General features: G+C 71.7%; 13 protein-coding genes. 9 read left to right on the top strand and 4 right to left on the bottom strand.

Annotation, left to right across the window (positions count from 1 at the left end):
- The first annotated feature begins 5 nt into the window (after window positions 1–5).
- Together ACFY0D_RS18925 and ACFY0D_RS18920 are read left to right on the top strand one after the other, a co-directional pair.
- Window positions 6–725, top strand: a complete 720-nt coding sequence (locus ACFY0D_RS18925) for a DUF402 domain-containing protein (protein ID WP_390799322.1) — start codon at window positions 6–8, stop codon at window positions 723–725.
- 309 nt (window positions 726–1,034) lie between these two features.
- On the top strand, window positions 1,035–3,314 hold the full coding sequence (locus ACFY0D_RS18920; protein WP_390799321.1) for a SpoIIE family protein phosphatase: 2,280 nt from the start codon (window positions 1,035–1,037) through the stop codon (window positions 3,312–3,314).
- Between the two features lie 115 nt (window positions 3,315–3,429).
- On the opposite strand, the gene ACFY0D_RS18915 is transcribed toward ACFY0D_RS18920, so the two are convergent.
- On the bottom strand, window positions 3,430–5,700 hold the full coding sequence (locus ACFY0D_RS18915; RefSeq protein WP_390799320.1) for a transglycosylase domain-containing protein: 2,271 nt from the start codon (window positions 5,698–5,700) through the stop codon (window positions 3,430–3,432).
- A 232-nt stretch (window positions 5,701–5,932) separates the two neighbouring features.
- Between ACFY0D_RS18915 and ACFY0D_RS18910 the strand changes: the two genes are divergently transcribed.
- From ACFY0D_RS18910 to ACFY0D_RS18890, 5 genes are all read left to right on the top strand, one after another.
- Window positions 5,933–6,841 carry an SPFH domain-containing protein gene (locus ACFY0D_RS18910; RefSeq protein WP_390799319.1) on the top strand — a complete coding sequence of 303 codons (909 nt, stop codon included), beginning with the start codon at window positions 5,933–5,935 and terminating at the stop codon, window positions 6,839–6,841.
- Window positions 6,838–7,071: a hypothetical protein gene (locus ACFY0D_RS18905; RefSeq protein ID WP_052876466.1), complete on the top strand. Its 234-nt coding sequence runs from the start codon at window positions 6,838–6,840 to the stop codon at window positions 7,069–7,071. Before ACFY0D_RS18910 ends, ACFY0D_RS18905 begins: the two co-directional genes overlap by 4 nt.
- Window positions 7,072–7,242: 171 nt before the next feature.
- Window positions 7,243–7,767: a PadR family transcriptional regulator gene (locus ACFY0D_RS18900; RefSeq protein ID WP_390799318.1), complete on the top strand. Its 525-nt coding sequence runs from the start codon at window positions 7,243–7,245 to the stop codon at window positions 7,765–7,767.
- Window positions 7,764–8,450, top strand: coding sequence for an ABC transporter ATP-binding protein (locus ACFY0D_RS18895; RefSeq protein WP_390799317.1), 687 nt, complete (start codon window positions 7,764–7,766; stop codon window positions 8,448–8,450). The genes ACFY0D_RS18900 and ACFY0D_RS18895 overlap by 4 nt, the downstream gene beginning before the upstream one ends.
- Window positions 8,447–10,819, top strand: coding sequence for an ABC transporter permease (locus ACFY0D_RS18890; RefSeq protein ID WP_390799316.1), 2,373 nt, complete (start codon window positions 8,447–8,449; stop codon window positions 10,817–10,819). The genes ACFY0D_RS18895 and ACFY0D_RS18890 overlap by 4 nt, the downstream gene beginning before the upstream one ends.
- A 62-nt stretch (window positions 10,820–10,881) precedes the next feature.
- On the opposite strand, the gene ACFY0D_RS18885 is transcribed toward ACFY0D_RS18890, so the two are convergent.
- A complete protein-coding gene (locus ACFY0D_RS18885; protein ID WP_390799315.1) occupies window positions 10,882–11,829 on the bottom strand; it encodes a hydrogen peroxide-inducible genes activator in 948 nt (315 codons plus the stop codon).
- A gap of 135 nt (window positions 11,830–11,964) precedes the next feature.
- On the opposite strand from ACFY0D_RS18885, the gene ACFY0D_RS18880 reads away from it, so the two are divergent.
- Window positions 11,965–12,519, top strand: a complete 555-nt coding sequence (locus tag ACFY0D_RS18880) for a peroxiredoxin (RefSeq protein ID WP_351159774.1) — start codon at window positions 11,965–11,967, stop codon at window positions 12,517–12,519.
- A 3-nt stretch (window positions 12,520–12,522) separates the two neighbouring features.
- Window positions 12,523–13,059 carry an alkyl hydroperoxide reductase gene (locus ACFY0D_RS18875; protein WP_030010674.1) on the top strand — a complete coding sequence of 179 codons (537 nt, stop codon included), beginning with the start codon at window positions 12,523–12,525 and terminating at the stop codon, window positions 13,057–13,059.
- Window positions 13,060–13,120: 61 nt separating this feature from the next.
- Here ACFY0D_RS18875 and ACFY0D_RS18870 read toward each other — a convergent pair whose 3' ends face one another.
- Window positions 13,121–13,840, bottom strand: a complete 720-nt coding sequence (locus ACFY0D_RS18870; RefSeq protein ID WP_390799314.1) for a hypothetical protein — start codon at window positions 13,838–13,840, stop codon at window positions 13,121–13,123.
- 10 nt (window positions 13,841–13,850) lie between these two features.
- On the bottom strand, window positions 13,851–14,561 hold the full coding sequence (locus ACFY0D_RS18865; protein WP_390799313.1) for a hypothetical protein: 711 nt from the start codon (window positions 14,559–14,561) through the stop codon (window positions 13,851–13,853).
- Window positions 14,562–14,628 lie beyond the last annotated feature (67 nt).

Genomic DNA, 14,628 nt, shown 5'->3' with positions numbered 1-14,628 from the left:
TGCGCATGACAGGTACTTTCAAGCCCGGGAACTCCGCGGCGCGGAGCGCGCCGCGGAGCCCCGCGCAGGGCTCGCGCTGGACACCCGGGGAGCAGATCCTCTGGCGCTACCGCGATCACGCCCCGGGACTGAAGGGCCCGGTCCACATCTGCCGCCCGGTGACCGTGGTCCAGGACACGGACGAGCTGCTGGCGGTGTGGATGGCCCCCGGCACCGAGTGCGTCAAGCCGGTCCTCGCCGACGGCACCTCCGTCCACGAGGAGCCGCTCGCCACCCGCTACACGGCGCCGCGGACGACCGCACGGTCGCGCTGGTTCGGCGGCGGTGTCCTGAAACTGGCCCGGCCCGGGGACTCCTGGTCGGTGTGGCTGTTCTGGGGCCCCGGCTGGCAGTTCAAGAACTGGTACGTGAACCTGGAGGAGCCGCGCTCGCGCTGGGCCGGCGGGGTGGATTCCGTGGACCACTTCCTGGACATCGCCGTCTACCCGGACCGCAGTTGGCAGTGGCTGGACGAGGACGAGTTCGCGCAGGCGCAGCGGTGCGGCCTGATGGACCGTGAGCAGGCCGACCGGGTAAGGGAGGCGGGCCGCGCGGCGGTCGAGGTGATCACGCAATGGGGAGCCCCGTTCTCCGGCGGCTGGGAGGACTGGCGGCCGGATCCGGCCTGGAGGATTCCGGCCCTTCCGGAGGACTGGGACGGCACCCCGGCGCATATGACCTCATGAGACCCTTGATGCGCCCCCAGGGTTCAAACGTAGGATCGTCCTCCACGAGATCACGCGCGCGGGACGGTGCGGTGGATGCACCGTTGTGCAAGTGTCGCTCCGCACGCGGGATTTGACCGGAGGTCGGACGCACGACGAGAGGCGACGAGGGGGCGGGGGTCCGTCAGGGGCACCTCCCGGCCGGAGGTGGGGAGAGAAGTTTGGGGCAGGAACCTCGGGGTGATGGTGCCCGGGCCGCTGAGCGGGTATACCGCGACTGACCGAGTTGAGTGCAGCGCACATCGAGCGCAAACGGACGGAAATCCACGCGTGACGGAGTACCCCACCTCCCAGGAGGGCCCGCAGCCCGTCGCCTCCGGCGGAGGTACGGACGAGGCCGGCCACGGCAAGGCGCCCATCGCCGCCACCGAGGCCGTACGCACGCATGCCGCGAGCGCCGGTGCCGGCCCGTCGACCGAGCCGGACGGTGCGGCTGCCGCTGCGGCCTCCGACGCGCGCGCGGCCCGCTCCGCGGCGGGCGCGGGCGGTTCCGCCGGGCTCCCCCGGCCCCGCCGCAACGCGGCCGCCCCCGGCGAGGTACCGGCCGAGCCCGGCCAGGGCGCGGCCCGTCCCCGGCCCGGTGCGGGCGCCCTCGACGCGTCGATCGGGGCGACCGGGCACGACGGTCCCGCCGAGGCCCCGCGCCCGCGCGGCGGGAGTGACGCCATGGACGATGACGACGACGGCCCCGCGGCCGGCACGTTGACGAGCGGTGAAGGCGGGGCCGGCCGCCACGGAGGCGACGCCGTGCCCGCCGGAGAGGCGACCGTCGCACGCCGCGAGGGGGACCGGCTGCGCTTCGTCGGCGCCGCGACGAGGCGGATCGCCCGCGGCATCGACCTCGACGAGATCGTGCTGGGCCTGTGCCGGGCCACCGTGCCGACCTTCTCGGACGCCATCCTCGTCTACCTGCGCGACCCGCTCCCGGTCGGCGACGAGCGGCCCGTCGGCCCGGTCGTTTTAAGGCTCCGGCGCACCGACCGGCTCCGGCCGATCGACGACCTGACCGACATCAGCAGCACCATCGGCGCGGGGATGGACCTCGCCGGGGCCGCGGGGGCCACCGGCGAGCTCGACTTCAGCCAGTTGCCGCTGGTCGGCCCGCAGGGTGACCTGCCCGCGGCCGAGCTGTGCGAGATCCGGCCCGGCGGCGCGCTCGCCGAAGTGCTGCGCGGCGTACGGCCCGTCTTCGGGTCCTCCGCCGCCGCCAGGGCTGCCCTGCCCGAGCTGCTCGGCGTCGACCACCCGCTGCCGCGCGGCAACCGGGCCGTCCTCGCGCCCCTGCGCGGCCGCCGCCGCGTGATCGGCGCCGCGGTCTTCCTGCGCAGCCCCGAGCGGCCCGCCTTCGAGCAGAACGACCTCCTGGTCGCCGCCCAGCTGGCCACCCACACCGCGCTCGGCATCGACAAGGCGGTGCTGTACGGCCGCGAGGCGTACATCGCCGACGAGTTGCAGCGCACCATGCTGCCCGACAGCCTCCCGCAGCCCACCGGGGTGCGGCTCGCCTCCCGCTACCTGCCCGCCGCCGAGACGGCCCGGGTCGGCGGCGACTGGTACGACGCCATACCGCTGCCCGGCAGCCGCGTCGCGCTCGTCGTCGGCGACGTCATGGGCCACTCCATGACCTCCGCCGCGATCATGGGCCAGCTGCGGACCACCGCGCAGACCCTCGCGCAGCTGGACCTGCCGCCCGCCGAGGTCCTGCACCACCTGGACGAGCAGGCCCAGCGCCTCGGCTCCGACCGCATGGCCACCTGCCTGTACGCCGTCTACGATCCCGTCGCGCACCGGATCACCATCGCCAACGCGGGCCATCCGCCGCCCGTGCTGCTGCACCTGGGCGGCCGCGCCGAGGTGCTCCGCGTGCCCCCCGGCGCCCCCATCGGCGTCGGCGGCGTGGACTTCGAGGCCGTGGAGCTGGACGCGCCCGCCGGGGGCACCCTGCTGCTCTACACCGACGGCCTGGTGGAATCGCGCCTGCGGGACGTGTGGACCGGCATCGAGCAGCTCCGCGAGCGCCTCGCCACCACCGCCCAGCTGACCGGCCTGGACCACCCGCCGCCGCTGGAGGCGCTCTGCGACGACGTCCTGGACATGCTCGGCCCGGGCGACCGGGACGACGACATCGCGCTGCTCGCGGCCCGGTTCGACGGGATCGCGCCCAGTGACGTCGCGTACTGGTTCCTGGACCCGGAGGAGACCGCCCCGGGCCGGGCCCGCCGGTTCGCCCGCCGCGCCCTGACCCGGTGGGGTCTGGAGGAGCTGAGCGACTCGCTCGAACTGCTGGTCAGCGAGGTGGTCACCAATGCCGTGCGGTACGCGGAGCGGCCCGTGACCCTGCGCCTGCTGCGTACGGACGTACTGCGCTGCGAGGTCGGCGACGACTCGCCGCAGCTGCCGCGCCAGCGCCGGGCCCGGGACACCGACGAGGGCGGCCGCGGCCTGTTCCTGGTCAACCGGATGGCCCGCCGCTGGGGCGCGACACGGCTCAGCAGCGGAAAGGTCGTCTGGTTCGAGCTGTCGCTGCCGGCGACGCCCGAGCGGCGCTGATCGCGGGACGGCGGAAAGAGCGGAAGGAACGGCAAGAACGGAAAGACCGCCGCCCCGCAGCCTTGGAAGGCTGCGGGGCGGCGGTCTTTCGTGGTCCGGCAGGGCCTGGCAGGGCCTAGCGCTCGGGCACCAGCGGCGGGTCCGGCGGCTTGGGGCCGTTGGTCTTGGTCGCCGTGGGCGTCGGGGTCGGCGTCGTCGGGGTCGGCGACGTCGGGGTCGTCTTGGTCGCCGTGGGCGTCGGGGTCGGCGTCGGGGACTGCGGCGGGCTGCTGCTGGCCGCCGGGGCGCTGGAGGACGGCGACGCCGACGGCGTCGGCGAGGCGCTGCGGGACGGCGTCTGGACGGCGCCCATCTCCGCATCGCTCAGCTGGAACTTGCCCGCGTTGCCCTTGAGGACGGCGAGCGTGTACGCCTTCCAGATCGAGGCCGGGAAGCTGGAGCCGCCGAGTCGGCCGAGGCCGGCCGTACCGGTGAGGGTGACCTGCTTGGCGGTGGCGGGCTCCTCACCGAAGATCGCGACGACGGTGACCAGCTCCGGGGTGAATCCGGAGAACCAGCCGGAGACGTTGTTCTCGGTGGTACCGGTCTTGCCCGCGGCCTCGTAGGAGCTGCTGCGGATCTTGTTGCCGGAGGCGCCTTCGTCGTTGACGACGCCCGTGAGCACCTTGGTGACGGTGTCGGCGGTCTTGCGGCTGATGGCCTGGGAACCGACGGGCTGGGCCGGCGCGACCTCGCGGTCCTTGTGCTCGGCCTTCTTGATGATGGTCGGCGTGACCTTCTTGCCGTGGTTGTCGAACGTGGCGTAGACGCCCGCCATCTCCACGGTGTTGGCGCTCATGGTGCCGAGCGACATGGCCGGCTTGTCCTCGGGCCAGCCCTCACGGTCCTTCATGCCGAGGGCCAGGGCCGTCTTCTTCACGTTGCGCGGCTCGACGTCCACGATCATCTGCGCGTAGACGGAGTTGACCGAGAAGTTGGTCGCCTCCTGGACCGTCATCATCGGGGTGCCGAAGTTGCGGTCTTCCTGGTTCTGCGGGGCGAACGGGATGTCGCTGCCGACGACCGGGCGCTTGCTGGTGCCGTCGTAGAGCGCGTTCGGCGTGATCGGCTTGCCGTCCTGGGTCTTCGCCCCGTTCTCCAGCGCGGAGGCGAGCACGATCGGCTTGAAGGTCGAGCCGGGCTGGTAGTCCTTGCGCAGGGCGTTGCTCGACCAGTGGTCCTTCAGGCTCGTACCGCCGTACATCGCGACGATCGCGCCGGTCTTCGGGTCCACGGAGGTGGCACCGGCCTGCACGCTCTGGTCCTGGGGCTTGCCCTTGGTGTCCTTGCGGTCGAGCTTGGACTCCAGCTCGTCCTGGACGGCCTTCTCCAGCGCTTCCTGCTTCTTCGGGTCGATGTTCAGCGTGAACGTCCAGCCACCGGCGTCGATCAGCTTCTTCTCGACGCCCTGGGCGTTGAGCTCGGCCTCGGCCGCCTGGACCAGGTAGCCCTTCTGGCCGTCCATGCCCATCGGCGGCTGCGGCGGGATCGGCTCGGCGAACTTGGTCGCCTTGCGCTTGGCCTCGTCCAGCGTGCCGTTCTCGACCATGTTCACGAGGGTGGCCTCGTAGCGGATCGTGATCCGCTTCTTGGTGTCGGCGCTGGCGGTCGACCAGTCGTACTGGCTGGGGGCCTGGACGAGGGTGGCGAGGTACGCGCCCTGCTCCAGCGTCAACTGGCCGACGTCGACGCCGTAGTAGGCCTGGGCGGCCGCCTGGATGCCGTACGCGCCGCGCCCGAAGTAGCTGGTGTTCAGGTAGCCCGCGAGGATCTCGGGCTTCTTCATGCGCTGGTCGACCTTGAGGGAGATCACCAGCTCCTTGAGCTTGCGGCTCGCCGTCTGATCCTGGGTCAAGTAGTAGTTCTTGACGTACTGCTGGGTGATCGTGGAGCCACCGGCCTTGCCGCGCCCGGTGGCCGTGTTCCACAGACCGCGGGCCAGACCCTTGAAGTCCACGCCCTGGTCGTTGCGGAAGGACTTGTTCTCGATCGCAATGAACGCCTCCTGCACGTCCATCGGGATCTTGTCGATCGCCAGGATCTCGCGGTTGACCTTGCCCTTGCTGGCCATGATCGTGCCGTCTGAGTACTTGTAGACGTTGCTCTGCTGGAGCGCCTGGTTGTTGGGGTCCGGCTCGTCCACGTAGAAGTACAGGCCGATCAGCGCGCCCATCACGAGCAGGGTCAGCCCGAGGAACGTGCCCAGGATCTTCTTCCAGGTGAAGAAGCGGCGTATGCCGGTGCGTTTGCCGGTACTTCCGCTTCCCTTGGTGCCCTGCGCGCGTCCGCTCGGCGCACGCCGCGCACCGCGCTGCTGCTGCGCCTTACGCACTTCTGCTCGGCCCATCGCTCCCGCTCCGCTCGATTTCCCCCCCGACGTCAGCTCAGAAAGCTAACACCGCAGGCTGTGACAAAAGTTGGCCAACCATGACTAATTACGGTCATTTCGGACGTGAGAATCAGCACCCGCGTCATGGGAACCGACGCTCACCTAAGCCGAAGGGTTGCCGTAGCGCAAAAAAGTGATATCACTTTGCTAGACGGCTCGACCGGCCGTGAGCTGAGAAACGGGGCAAACCATGACGAACGAAAACGCCACCCCTGACGGAGCAAGGGAGTTCACCGCGCGCAGCATCGGCGGCGGGCCGGCACTGCTGCTGGGTCTGCTGGGTCTGCTGGCGAGCGCGGGCCTGATCGTGGCCGGCTCGGTGGCCATGGCCGTCGCGGCCAAGGCGACCCTCATATCGCTCGGCGTGCTCCTCAGCCTGGTCTCCACGTTCGCGATGTGCGGGCTGAACACGGTGGCGCCGGGCGAGGCCCGGGTCGTCCAGCTGTTCGGCCGCTACAAGGGCACCGTCCGCACCGACGGGCTGCGCTGGGTCAACCCGCTGACCTCCCGCGAGAAGATCTCCACCCGGGTGCGCAACCACGAGACGGCCGTCCTGAAGGTCAACGACGCCTACGGCAACCCGATCGAGCTGGCGGCGGTCGTGGTGTGGCGGGTCGAGGACACGGCCCGGGCCACCTTCGAGGTCGAGGACTTCACGGAGTTCGTCGAGACCCAGGCCGAGGCGGCGGTCCGGCACATCGCCATCGAGTACCCGTACGACGCGCACGAGGAGGGCGGCCTGTCGCTGCGCGGGAACGCCGAGGAGATCACCGAGAAGCTGGCGGTCGAACTGCGCGAGCGCGTGGACGCGGCCGGTGTGCACATCATCGAGTCCCGCTTCACGCACCTCGCGTACGCTCCGGAGATCGCCTCCGCGATGCTCCAGCGCCAGCAGGCGGGCGCGGTCGTGGCGGCGCGCAAGCAGATCGTGGAGGGCGCGGTGGGCATGGTCGAACTGGCACTGACCCGGCTGGCGGAGCAGGACATCGTGGACCTGGACCCGGAGCGCAAGGCGGCCATGGTCTCGAACCTGATGGTCGTCCTGTGCGGCGACCGCGCCGCCCAGCCGGTGGTCAACACGGGAACCCTCTACCAGTGACCCCCGGCGGCGAGGAGAAGCCGGCCGGCCGGCAGGCGCGCAAGCAGGTGCTGCTGCGACTCGACCCGCAGGTGTACGACGCGCTGGCCCGCTGGGCGGGCGAGGAACTGCGCAGCGCCAACGCGCAGATCGAGTTCCTGCTCCGCCGGGCCCTCGCCGAGGCCGGACGCCTCCCCTCGGCCCCCGGCCCCATCCCGCGCCGGGGACGCCCCCCGAAGCCCGCAGAATGACCCGCACGCCCGGTGGGGCCGGATTTCCGGCCCCACCGGGCGTGCGGCGTTCCGGGACCCGGCGCCGCCGACCGGCTCCCGGTCCCCGCCGATCCCCCGCGATCGGCCCTCGTCCGGCCCCCGCCCGCCCTCTATACACTCCGCGTATACACACAGTGTAGAGTCGCGGTCATGTCCATCGGTCACACCCTCCTGGGCCTCCTTGAGGCCGGCCCGCGCCACGGCTACGACCTCAAGCGCACCTTCGACGAGAAGTTCGGCCACGACCGCCCCCTCGCGTACGGGCAGGTCTACTCGACCATGTCCCGCCTCCTGAAGAACGGCCTCGTCGAGGTCGACGGGATAGAGAGCGGCGGCGGCCCCGACCGCAAGCGGTACGCCATCACCGACGCCGGCATCACCGACGTCGACGCCTGGCTCTCGCAGCCCGAGAAGCCCGAGCCGTACCTCCACTCGACCCTCTACACGAAGGTCGTCCTCGCCCTGCTCACCGGCCGCCGCGCCGACGAGCTGCTGGACACCCAGCGCGCCGAGCACCTGCGCCTCATGCGCATCCTCACCCAGCGCAAGCGCAAGGGGGACATCGCCGACCAGCTCGTGTGCGACCACGCCCTCTTCCACCTGGAGGCGGACCTGCGGTGGCTGGAGCTCACCGCGGCCCGCCTCGACCAGCTCGCCCAGGAGGTACGCCGATGACCCCGGCCGGCTCGCTGCTCGCGGCCACGGACCTGCGCAAGGCGTACGGGACCACCAACGCCCTCGACGGCGCCGAGTTCTCCATCCACGCCGGCGAGGTCGTCGCCGTCATGGGCCCCTCCGGCTCGGGCAAGTCGACCCTGCTGCACTGCCTCGCGGGCATCGTCGCGCCCGACTCCGGCTCCATCACCTACGCCGGCCGTGAGCTCACCTCGATGAGCGACGCCGAGCGCAGCGAGCTGCGCCGCACCGAGTTCGGCTTCGTCTTCCAGTTCGGCCAGCTCGTACCGGAGCTGACCTGCGTGGAGAACGTCGCCCTCCCGCTGCGCCTGACCGGCGTCAAGCGCAAGGAGGCCGAACGCACCGCCCTGCGCTGGATGGAACAGCTCCAGGTGGAGGACCTCGGCGCCAAGCGGCCCGGCGAGATATCCGGCGGCCAGGGGCAGCGCGTGGCCGTCGCCCGCGCCCTCGTCACCGGCCCCCGGGTGATCTTCGCCGACGAGCCCACCGGAGCCCTCGACTCCCTCAACGGCGAACTCGTCATGCAGCTGCTCACCGAGGCCGCCCGGTCCGCGAACGCCGCCGTCGTGCTCGTGACGCACGAGACGCGCGTGGCCGCCTACTCCGACCGCGAGATCGTCGTACGCGACGGCAAATCCCGCGACATGGAGCGCGTCGTATGAGCCGGCTCCAGGTCTGGACCCGCGACCTCGGCATGGGCGCCCGCTTCGCCTTCGGCGGCGGCCGCGAAGGATGGATCCGCACCCTCCTCACCGGCGTCGGCGTCGGTCTCGGCGTCGCACTGCTCCTGATCAGCACCGCCATCCCCGGCGCCCTCGCGGCGCGGTACGAGCGCGGCGACGCGCGGTCGACGATGAGCTCCGAGCGGGCCGACGACCCCGGCCCCGACACCCTGCTGATCGCCAGTCTCCGCCAGACGTACCACCGGAAGGACATCGAGGGGCACATGGTGCGGGCCGAGGGCCCGGACGCCCCGCTGCCGCCCGGCCTGAAGCGGATCCCCGGCCCGGGCGAGATGGCCCTCTCCCCGGCGCTCGACGCGTTGCTGAAGTCCTCCGACGGCGCCCTGCTGCGCGAGCGGCTCGACGCGCGGGTCGGTGAGATCGTCGGCGCCCCGGGACTGGTCGACCCCGGCGAGCTGCTCTTCTACCTGGGCAGCGACACCCTCCGGAAGAACGGCCCCGAGGACTACCGCGTCGAGCGCGTCACCGGCTTCGGCTACGACGCGGACCGCGAGGGCCTGGACCCCGTGCTCATGCTGATGGTCGTCCTGACGTTCGTCGCCCTGCTGATGCCGGTCGCCGTGTTCATCGCCACCGCCGTCCGCTTCGGCGGGGACCGGCGCGACCGGCGGCTCGCCGCGCTGCGGCTGGTCGGCGCCGACAGCCGGATGGTGCGCCGGATCGCGGCCGGCGAGGCGCTGGCGGGCTCTCTGGTCGGACTGGTGCTGGGCACCGGCTTCTTCGCCGTCGGCCGCTCCCTGGTCGGCAGCGTCAGCCTCCAGCAGCGCAGCGTCTTCCCCGCCGACCTCGACCCGGCGCCCTGGCTGGCCGTCCTGGTCGCCCTCGCGGTGCCCGCGGCGGCGGTGGCCGTGACCCTGTTCGCGCTGCGCGGTGTGGTCATCGAGCCGCTGGGCGTCGTCCGTACGGCCAAGCCGTCGCGGCGCCGCGTCTGGTGGCGGCTGCTGCTCCCGCTGGTCGGGCTCGGCCTGCTCGTACCCCTGGACGGCCGCGGCAACAACCACGGCAGGTTCAACCAGTGGCAGGTCAGCGCGGGTGTGGTGCTGCTGCTGGTCGGGGTCACCGTGCTGCTGCCCTGGCTGCTGGAACGGTTCGTCGCGAAGGTGTCCGGCGGCCCGGTCTCCTGGCAGTTGGCCGTGCGCCGGCTCCAGGTCAACAGCGGCGCCGCCGCCCGCCTCGTCAACGGCATCGCCGTGGCCGTCGCGGGCGCCATCGCCCTCCAGATGCTCTTCGCGGGCGTCGAGGGCGACTACACGAAGTCGACCGGCCAGGATCCCGGCAGGGCAACCGTCGCGGTCATGGTGAACCGCGATACGCAGACGGACATGGACGGCCTCGCGCAGCGGATCTCCGCCGTGCAGGGCGTCACCCGGGCCGTGCCGCTGACCTCCGCGCAGGCCGCCCACCAGGTGCCCGCGACGGAGGAGACGGTCCAGGTGACCATCGGCACCTGCGACGCGCTCGGTGAGGTGGCGGTGCTCGACTCCTGCAAGGACGGCGACGCCTTCGTACTGACCGGCTCCCCCGCACCGGTCACGCAGGGGCAGGGTCTCTACGGAGCCACGGCGAAGCCCGGCGACGAGCTGTTCGTCGGCAACGTCCGGGGGTCCGGGGCCGGCTCCGGGACGGGCGGCCGGCCCGGACCGGCGAAGTGGACGTTCCCGGCCGACGCCCGCACGGTCCCCAGCCGGGAGGACCCCACCGGCCATCTGCGCAGCGGCCTGCTGGTGACCCCGTCGGCCGCGCCGAAGGAGATCGGCGACTTCCCGGACGCTCGGATCTTCGTCCAGGTCGACGAGTCCGGTCCGGACGCCCTGGACCGGGCGCGCAACGCCGTGTTCAAGGCGGACCCGTTCGTCACGGCGATGACGCTGCGGCACTCCACGGAGGCCGCCGGCTACTCCTCGATCCGCACGGGGCTGTTCTTCGGCGCCACCGCCGTACTGGTCCTGATCGGCGGAAGCCTGCTGGTCTCCCAGCTGGAGCAGTTGCGCGAGCGCCGGCGGCTGCTGTCCTCCCTGGTCGCCTTCGGCACCAAGCGCTCCACGCTGGGCCTGTCGGTGCTGTGGCAGACGGCCGTGCCGATCGTCCTCGGCCTGGTGCTGGCGGCCGGGGTCGGCGTCGGGCTGGGCGCCGTCCTGATGGGCATGGCCGCCCAGCCGATCCGGATCGACTGGGCGTCGGTGCTCGGGATGACGGCGGCCGGCGCGGGTGTGGTGGTCGTGGTGACCCTGCTCAGCCTGCCGCCGCTGCTGCGCCTGATGCGCCCGGACGGCCTGCGCACGGAGTGACCTTCGCGGTGTGACCCCCGGACCCCGTACGCCCGTTCCCGGCGACGCCCCCAAGACACCCCCTAGTCGGTGGGCCAGACCGGGAGCGGGCGTACGGCTTCGCGCAGGGCCGCGGCGATCGCCCTGAACTCCTCCTGCCGGGCGGTCCCGGTGCGCATGGCCAGGGCGATCCGCCGGGAGGGGGCGGGCTCGGTGAAGTACCCGGTGGACAGGTACTCGTTGCGGGCGGTCTCCAGCCGCAGCGCGGAGCGCGGCAACAGCGTCACCCCCAGTCCCCCGGCGACCAGTTGTACGAGGGTGGACAGCCCGGCGGCGGTCGTCGTGACGTCCGCACCGGTCGTCCGGCCCGCTTCCCGGCAGATGTCGAGGGCCTGGTCCCGCAGGCAGTGCCCCTCGTCGAGCAGCAGCAGCTGCAGTCCGCGCAGTTCCTCCAGCGGGATGTCCCGGCGCCCGGCCAGTGCGTGCTCCCGGGGTGCGAGCAGGACGAAGTCCTCGTCGAAGACCGGCAGTTCGGTGACTCCGGGAACCCCGAGCGGCACCGCCAGCAGGAGCAGGTCCAGGCGCCCGCCGCCGAGGCCCTCCAGCAGCGAGGCGGTCTGCTCCTCGTGCACCTGGAGGTCCATGCGCGGGTAGCGCCGGTGGAACAGCCCGAGCACGGTCGGCAGCAGGTACGGCGCCACCGTGGGGATCACCCCGAGCCGCAGGACTCCGGTGAAGGGCGCCCGTACCGCCTCGGCCTCCTCCAGCAGCCCGCCCATGGCGTCGAGGACCACCTGCGCCCGCGCCGCGATCCGCTCGCCCGCCGGGGAGAGCAGCACCTTGCGGGTGGTGCGCTCCAGCAGCTGCACGCCGAGGGCCTCCTCCAGGGCGGAGACGGCTCCGGAGAGGGCGGGCTGGCTCATGCCGATGGCCGCGGCGGCGTCCCGGAAGTGCAGGTGCTCGGCGACCGCCGCGAAGGCGCGCAGCTGCGCGAGCGTCGGTTGCTTCGCTCCCCTACTACTGACAGCCACTGATAGGTACCTCCGATCACCCGGCACAAGAGTAGCTATTTCTGTAATCAATGCAGGTGTGTCAGCATGTGAGATACGTCCAACCCCATCGGAAAACCCCCAAAAGGGTTATTTTCCACTGCATAAGGAGAGCGCGTGCTCACTGTTGGTGACAAGTTCCCCGCCTTCGACCTGACCGCCTGTGTCTCGCTCGAGGCCGGAGCCGAGTTCGCGCAGATCGACCACAAGACCTACGAGGGCAAGTGGAAGGTCATCTTCGCCTGGCCGCTGGACTTCACCTTCGTGTGCCCGACCGAGATCGCCGCCTTCGGCAAGCTGAACGAGGAGTTCGCCGACCGCGACGCGCAGATCCTCGGCTTCTCGCTCGACTCCGAGTACGTGCACCACGCCTGGCGCAAGGACCACGCCGACCTGCGTGACCTGCCCTTCCCGATGATGTCCGACATCAAGCGCGAGCTGTCGGCCGAGCTGGGCATCCTGGGCGAGGACGGCCTCCCGATGCGCGCCGTCTTCATCGTGGACCCGAACAACGAGATCCAGTTCTCGATGGTGACCGCCGGTTCCGTGGGCCGTAACCCCAAGGAGGTCCTGCGGGTCCTCGACGCCCTGCAGACCGACGAGCTGTGCCCGTGCAACTGGAACAAGGGTGACAGCACCATCGACGCCGGCGCGCTGCTGGCCGGTGAGTGACGGATGTCCCTCGACTCCCTGAAGTCGGCCATACCGGACTTCGCCAAGGACCTGAAGCTGAACCTCGGTTCGGTCATCGGCAACAGCGACCTCCCGCAGCAGCAGCTGTGGGGCACCGTCCTGTCCTGCGCGATCGCCGCCCGCTCGGCCATCGTCCTGCGTGAGCTGGAGCCCGAGGCGAAGGCGAACCTCTCGCCGGAGGCGTACACCGCCGCCAAGTCCGCCGCCGCGGTCATGGGGATGAACAACGTCTTCTACCGCACCCGGCACCTGCTGTCCGACCCGGAGTACGGCACGCTGCGCGCGGGCCTGCGGATGAACGTCATCGGCAACCCGGGCGTGGAGAAGGTCGACTTCGAGCTGTGGTCGCTCGCGGTCTCCGCGATCAACGGCTGCGGCCAGTGCCTGGACTCGCACGAGCAGGTCCTGCGCAAGGCGGGCGTCGACCGCGAGACGATCCAGGAGGCCTTCAAGATCGCCTCTGTGATCCAGGCCGTCGCCGTCACCCTCGACGCCGAGGCCGCCCTCGCCGCCGAGTAACGGCACCCCGTACGACGACACAGGGCCCCGCGACCGGAAACGGTCGCGGGGCCCTGTGTCGTCAGCTCGTGCGCAGTGCTGCCATCAGCGCCCGCGCGTCCTCGACCGCCGCGGCCACCAGAGCCTCCCGGTCAGGGTCCGGCAGGGGTTCCGCCCGGGGATCGGCTCCGTCCTGGCTCGTCACGGGGAAGACCACCACCGAGACGGAGAACACCGCGCCGCCGTCACGGACGCGCAGGGCGAGGCCGCCACCGCCACCGGGGCGGGAGACGAGGGCCTCGTCCCCGAGACCGGGCACGGACTCCCACCCGTCGCCGTCGGGCGCATAGAACAGACCGGCGGGAGAGTCGGCCGTGAACTCCGGCGCCGGATCGGTCTTCTTGTGCAACTCGACCGTGGCCATGACGTGCACGCCCCCGCTCACGGCCGGCCTGTCGCCGCTGCGGGAGCACGACGCCCAGTCCAGCGCCGGATGCCGGACACCCGCCTCCGGTGAACCGTCCGCGAGACCACCGAGCAGCCCTTCCAGGGCCGGGGCCTTGAACTGGGCGCACAGGTCGTCCGTGACCCGGTAGCGGATCTCGGGCCCGGTCAGCCGCTCCCCGAAGGCATACAGCCCGCCCGCCCAGAGCGCGGAGGTGGCCACCACCGCCGCCGCGACCCAGCGCCACGGCCACGCCCGTACCCGTACCCGTACGGGCGCGCGCTCCACGACGCCCTCCACGACCTCGGCCGGGGCCGCCGGCCCCCACTCCCCGTCGAGCTCGGGCTCCCCGATCATGTGCGCCCCCCTACTTCTTGAGTGCCGCCATCAGCTCACGCGTGTCCTCGATCATCGCCGCCTGCACCGCGTCGACGTCGGTGGCGGGTCGGCCGTTCGTCTCCGCGAAGGTGCCGGCGCCCGCTTCGACGGTGAACACCACATCGCCGTCCAGCACCTTGAGGACCAGCCAGCTCTCTCCGGTCATCACGTTCATCACGGCACGCTCTCCGAGGTCCGGCACCGCTGCCGTGCGCACGCCGCCCGCGTAGGCGAGGATGCGGAGATCCGGTGCGTCGAACTCCGCCGAGGGATCCGTCTTCTTGTGCAGGCCGACCTGGGCGACCACCTCGAAGTCCGAGGCCACCCCGTCCTTGCCGGCGTTCTCCAGGCGACAGCGTGCCGCGTACACGGCCGGATGGTCGCTCTCGTGGTTCACCGGCTTCTTCGCGTGCATGTCCCCGGTGATCCCGCTCAGCGCCCGGGCCTTGAAGTCCTGGCAGAGGTTCTTCGACGCCCGGTAGGAGATCTCCGGCCCGGCCGTCCGGTCCCCGGACGCGTACAGCCCGCCCGCCCACACCGCCGACGCGACCACGGCACCGCCCAGCGCCCACCGCCACGGCCGCGGGCCCGGGCCCGGAGCGCCCGTCGCCCGCTCGCGCGGAGCGAGCCGGTCCGCCGAACGGGCCGGCTCCACAGCCTCGGTCTGCCACTCCCCGCCGAGCTCCGGATCGGTGATCATGCCTGTCCCCCCAGTGTCCCTTTTTCCTCAGCGATGCCGTCGGCACGCGAATCAGTTCGATCATCGC

It is taken from the genome of Streptomyces sp. NPDC001502 (assembly GCF_042894785.1).
Lineage (GTDB): Bacteria > Actinomycetota > Actinomycetes > Streptomycetales > Streptomycetaceae > Streptomyces > Streptomyces kutzneri.
This window is presented reverse-complemented; position numbering and strand designations above follow the sequence as displayed.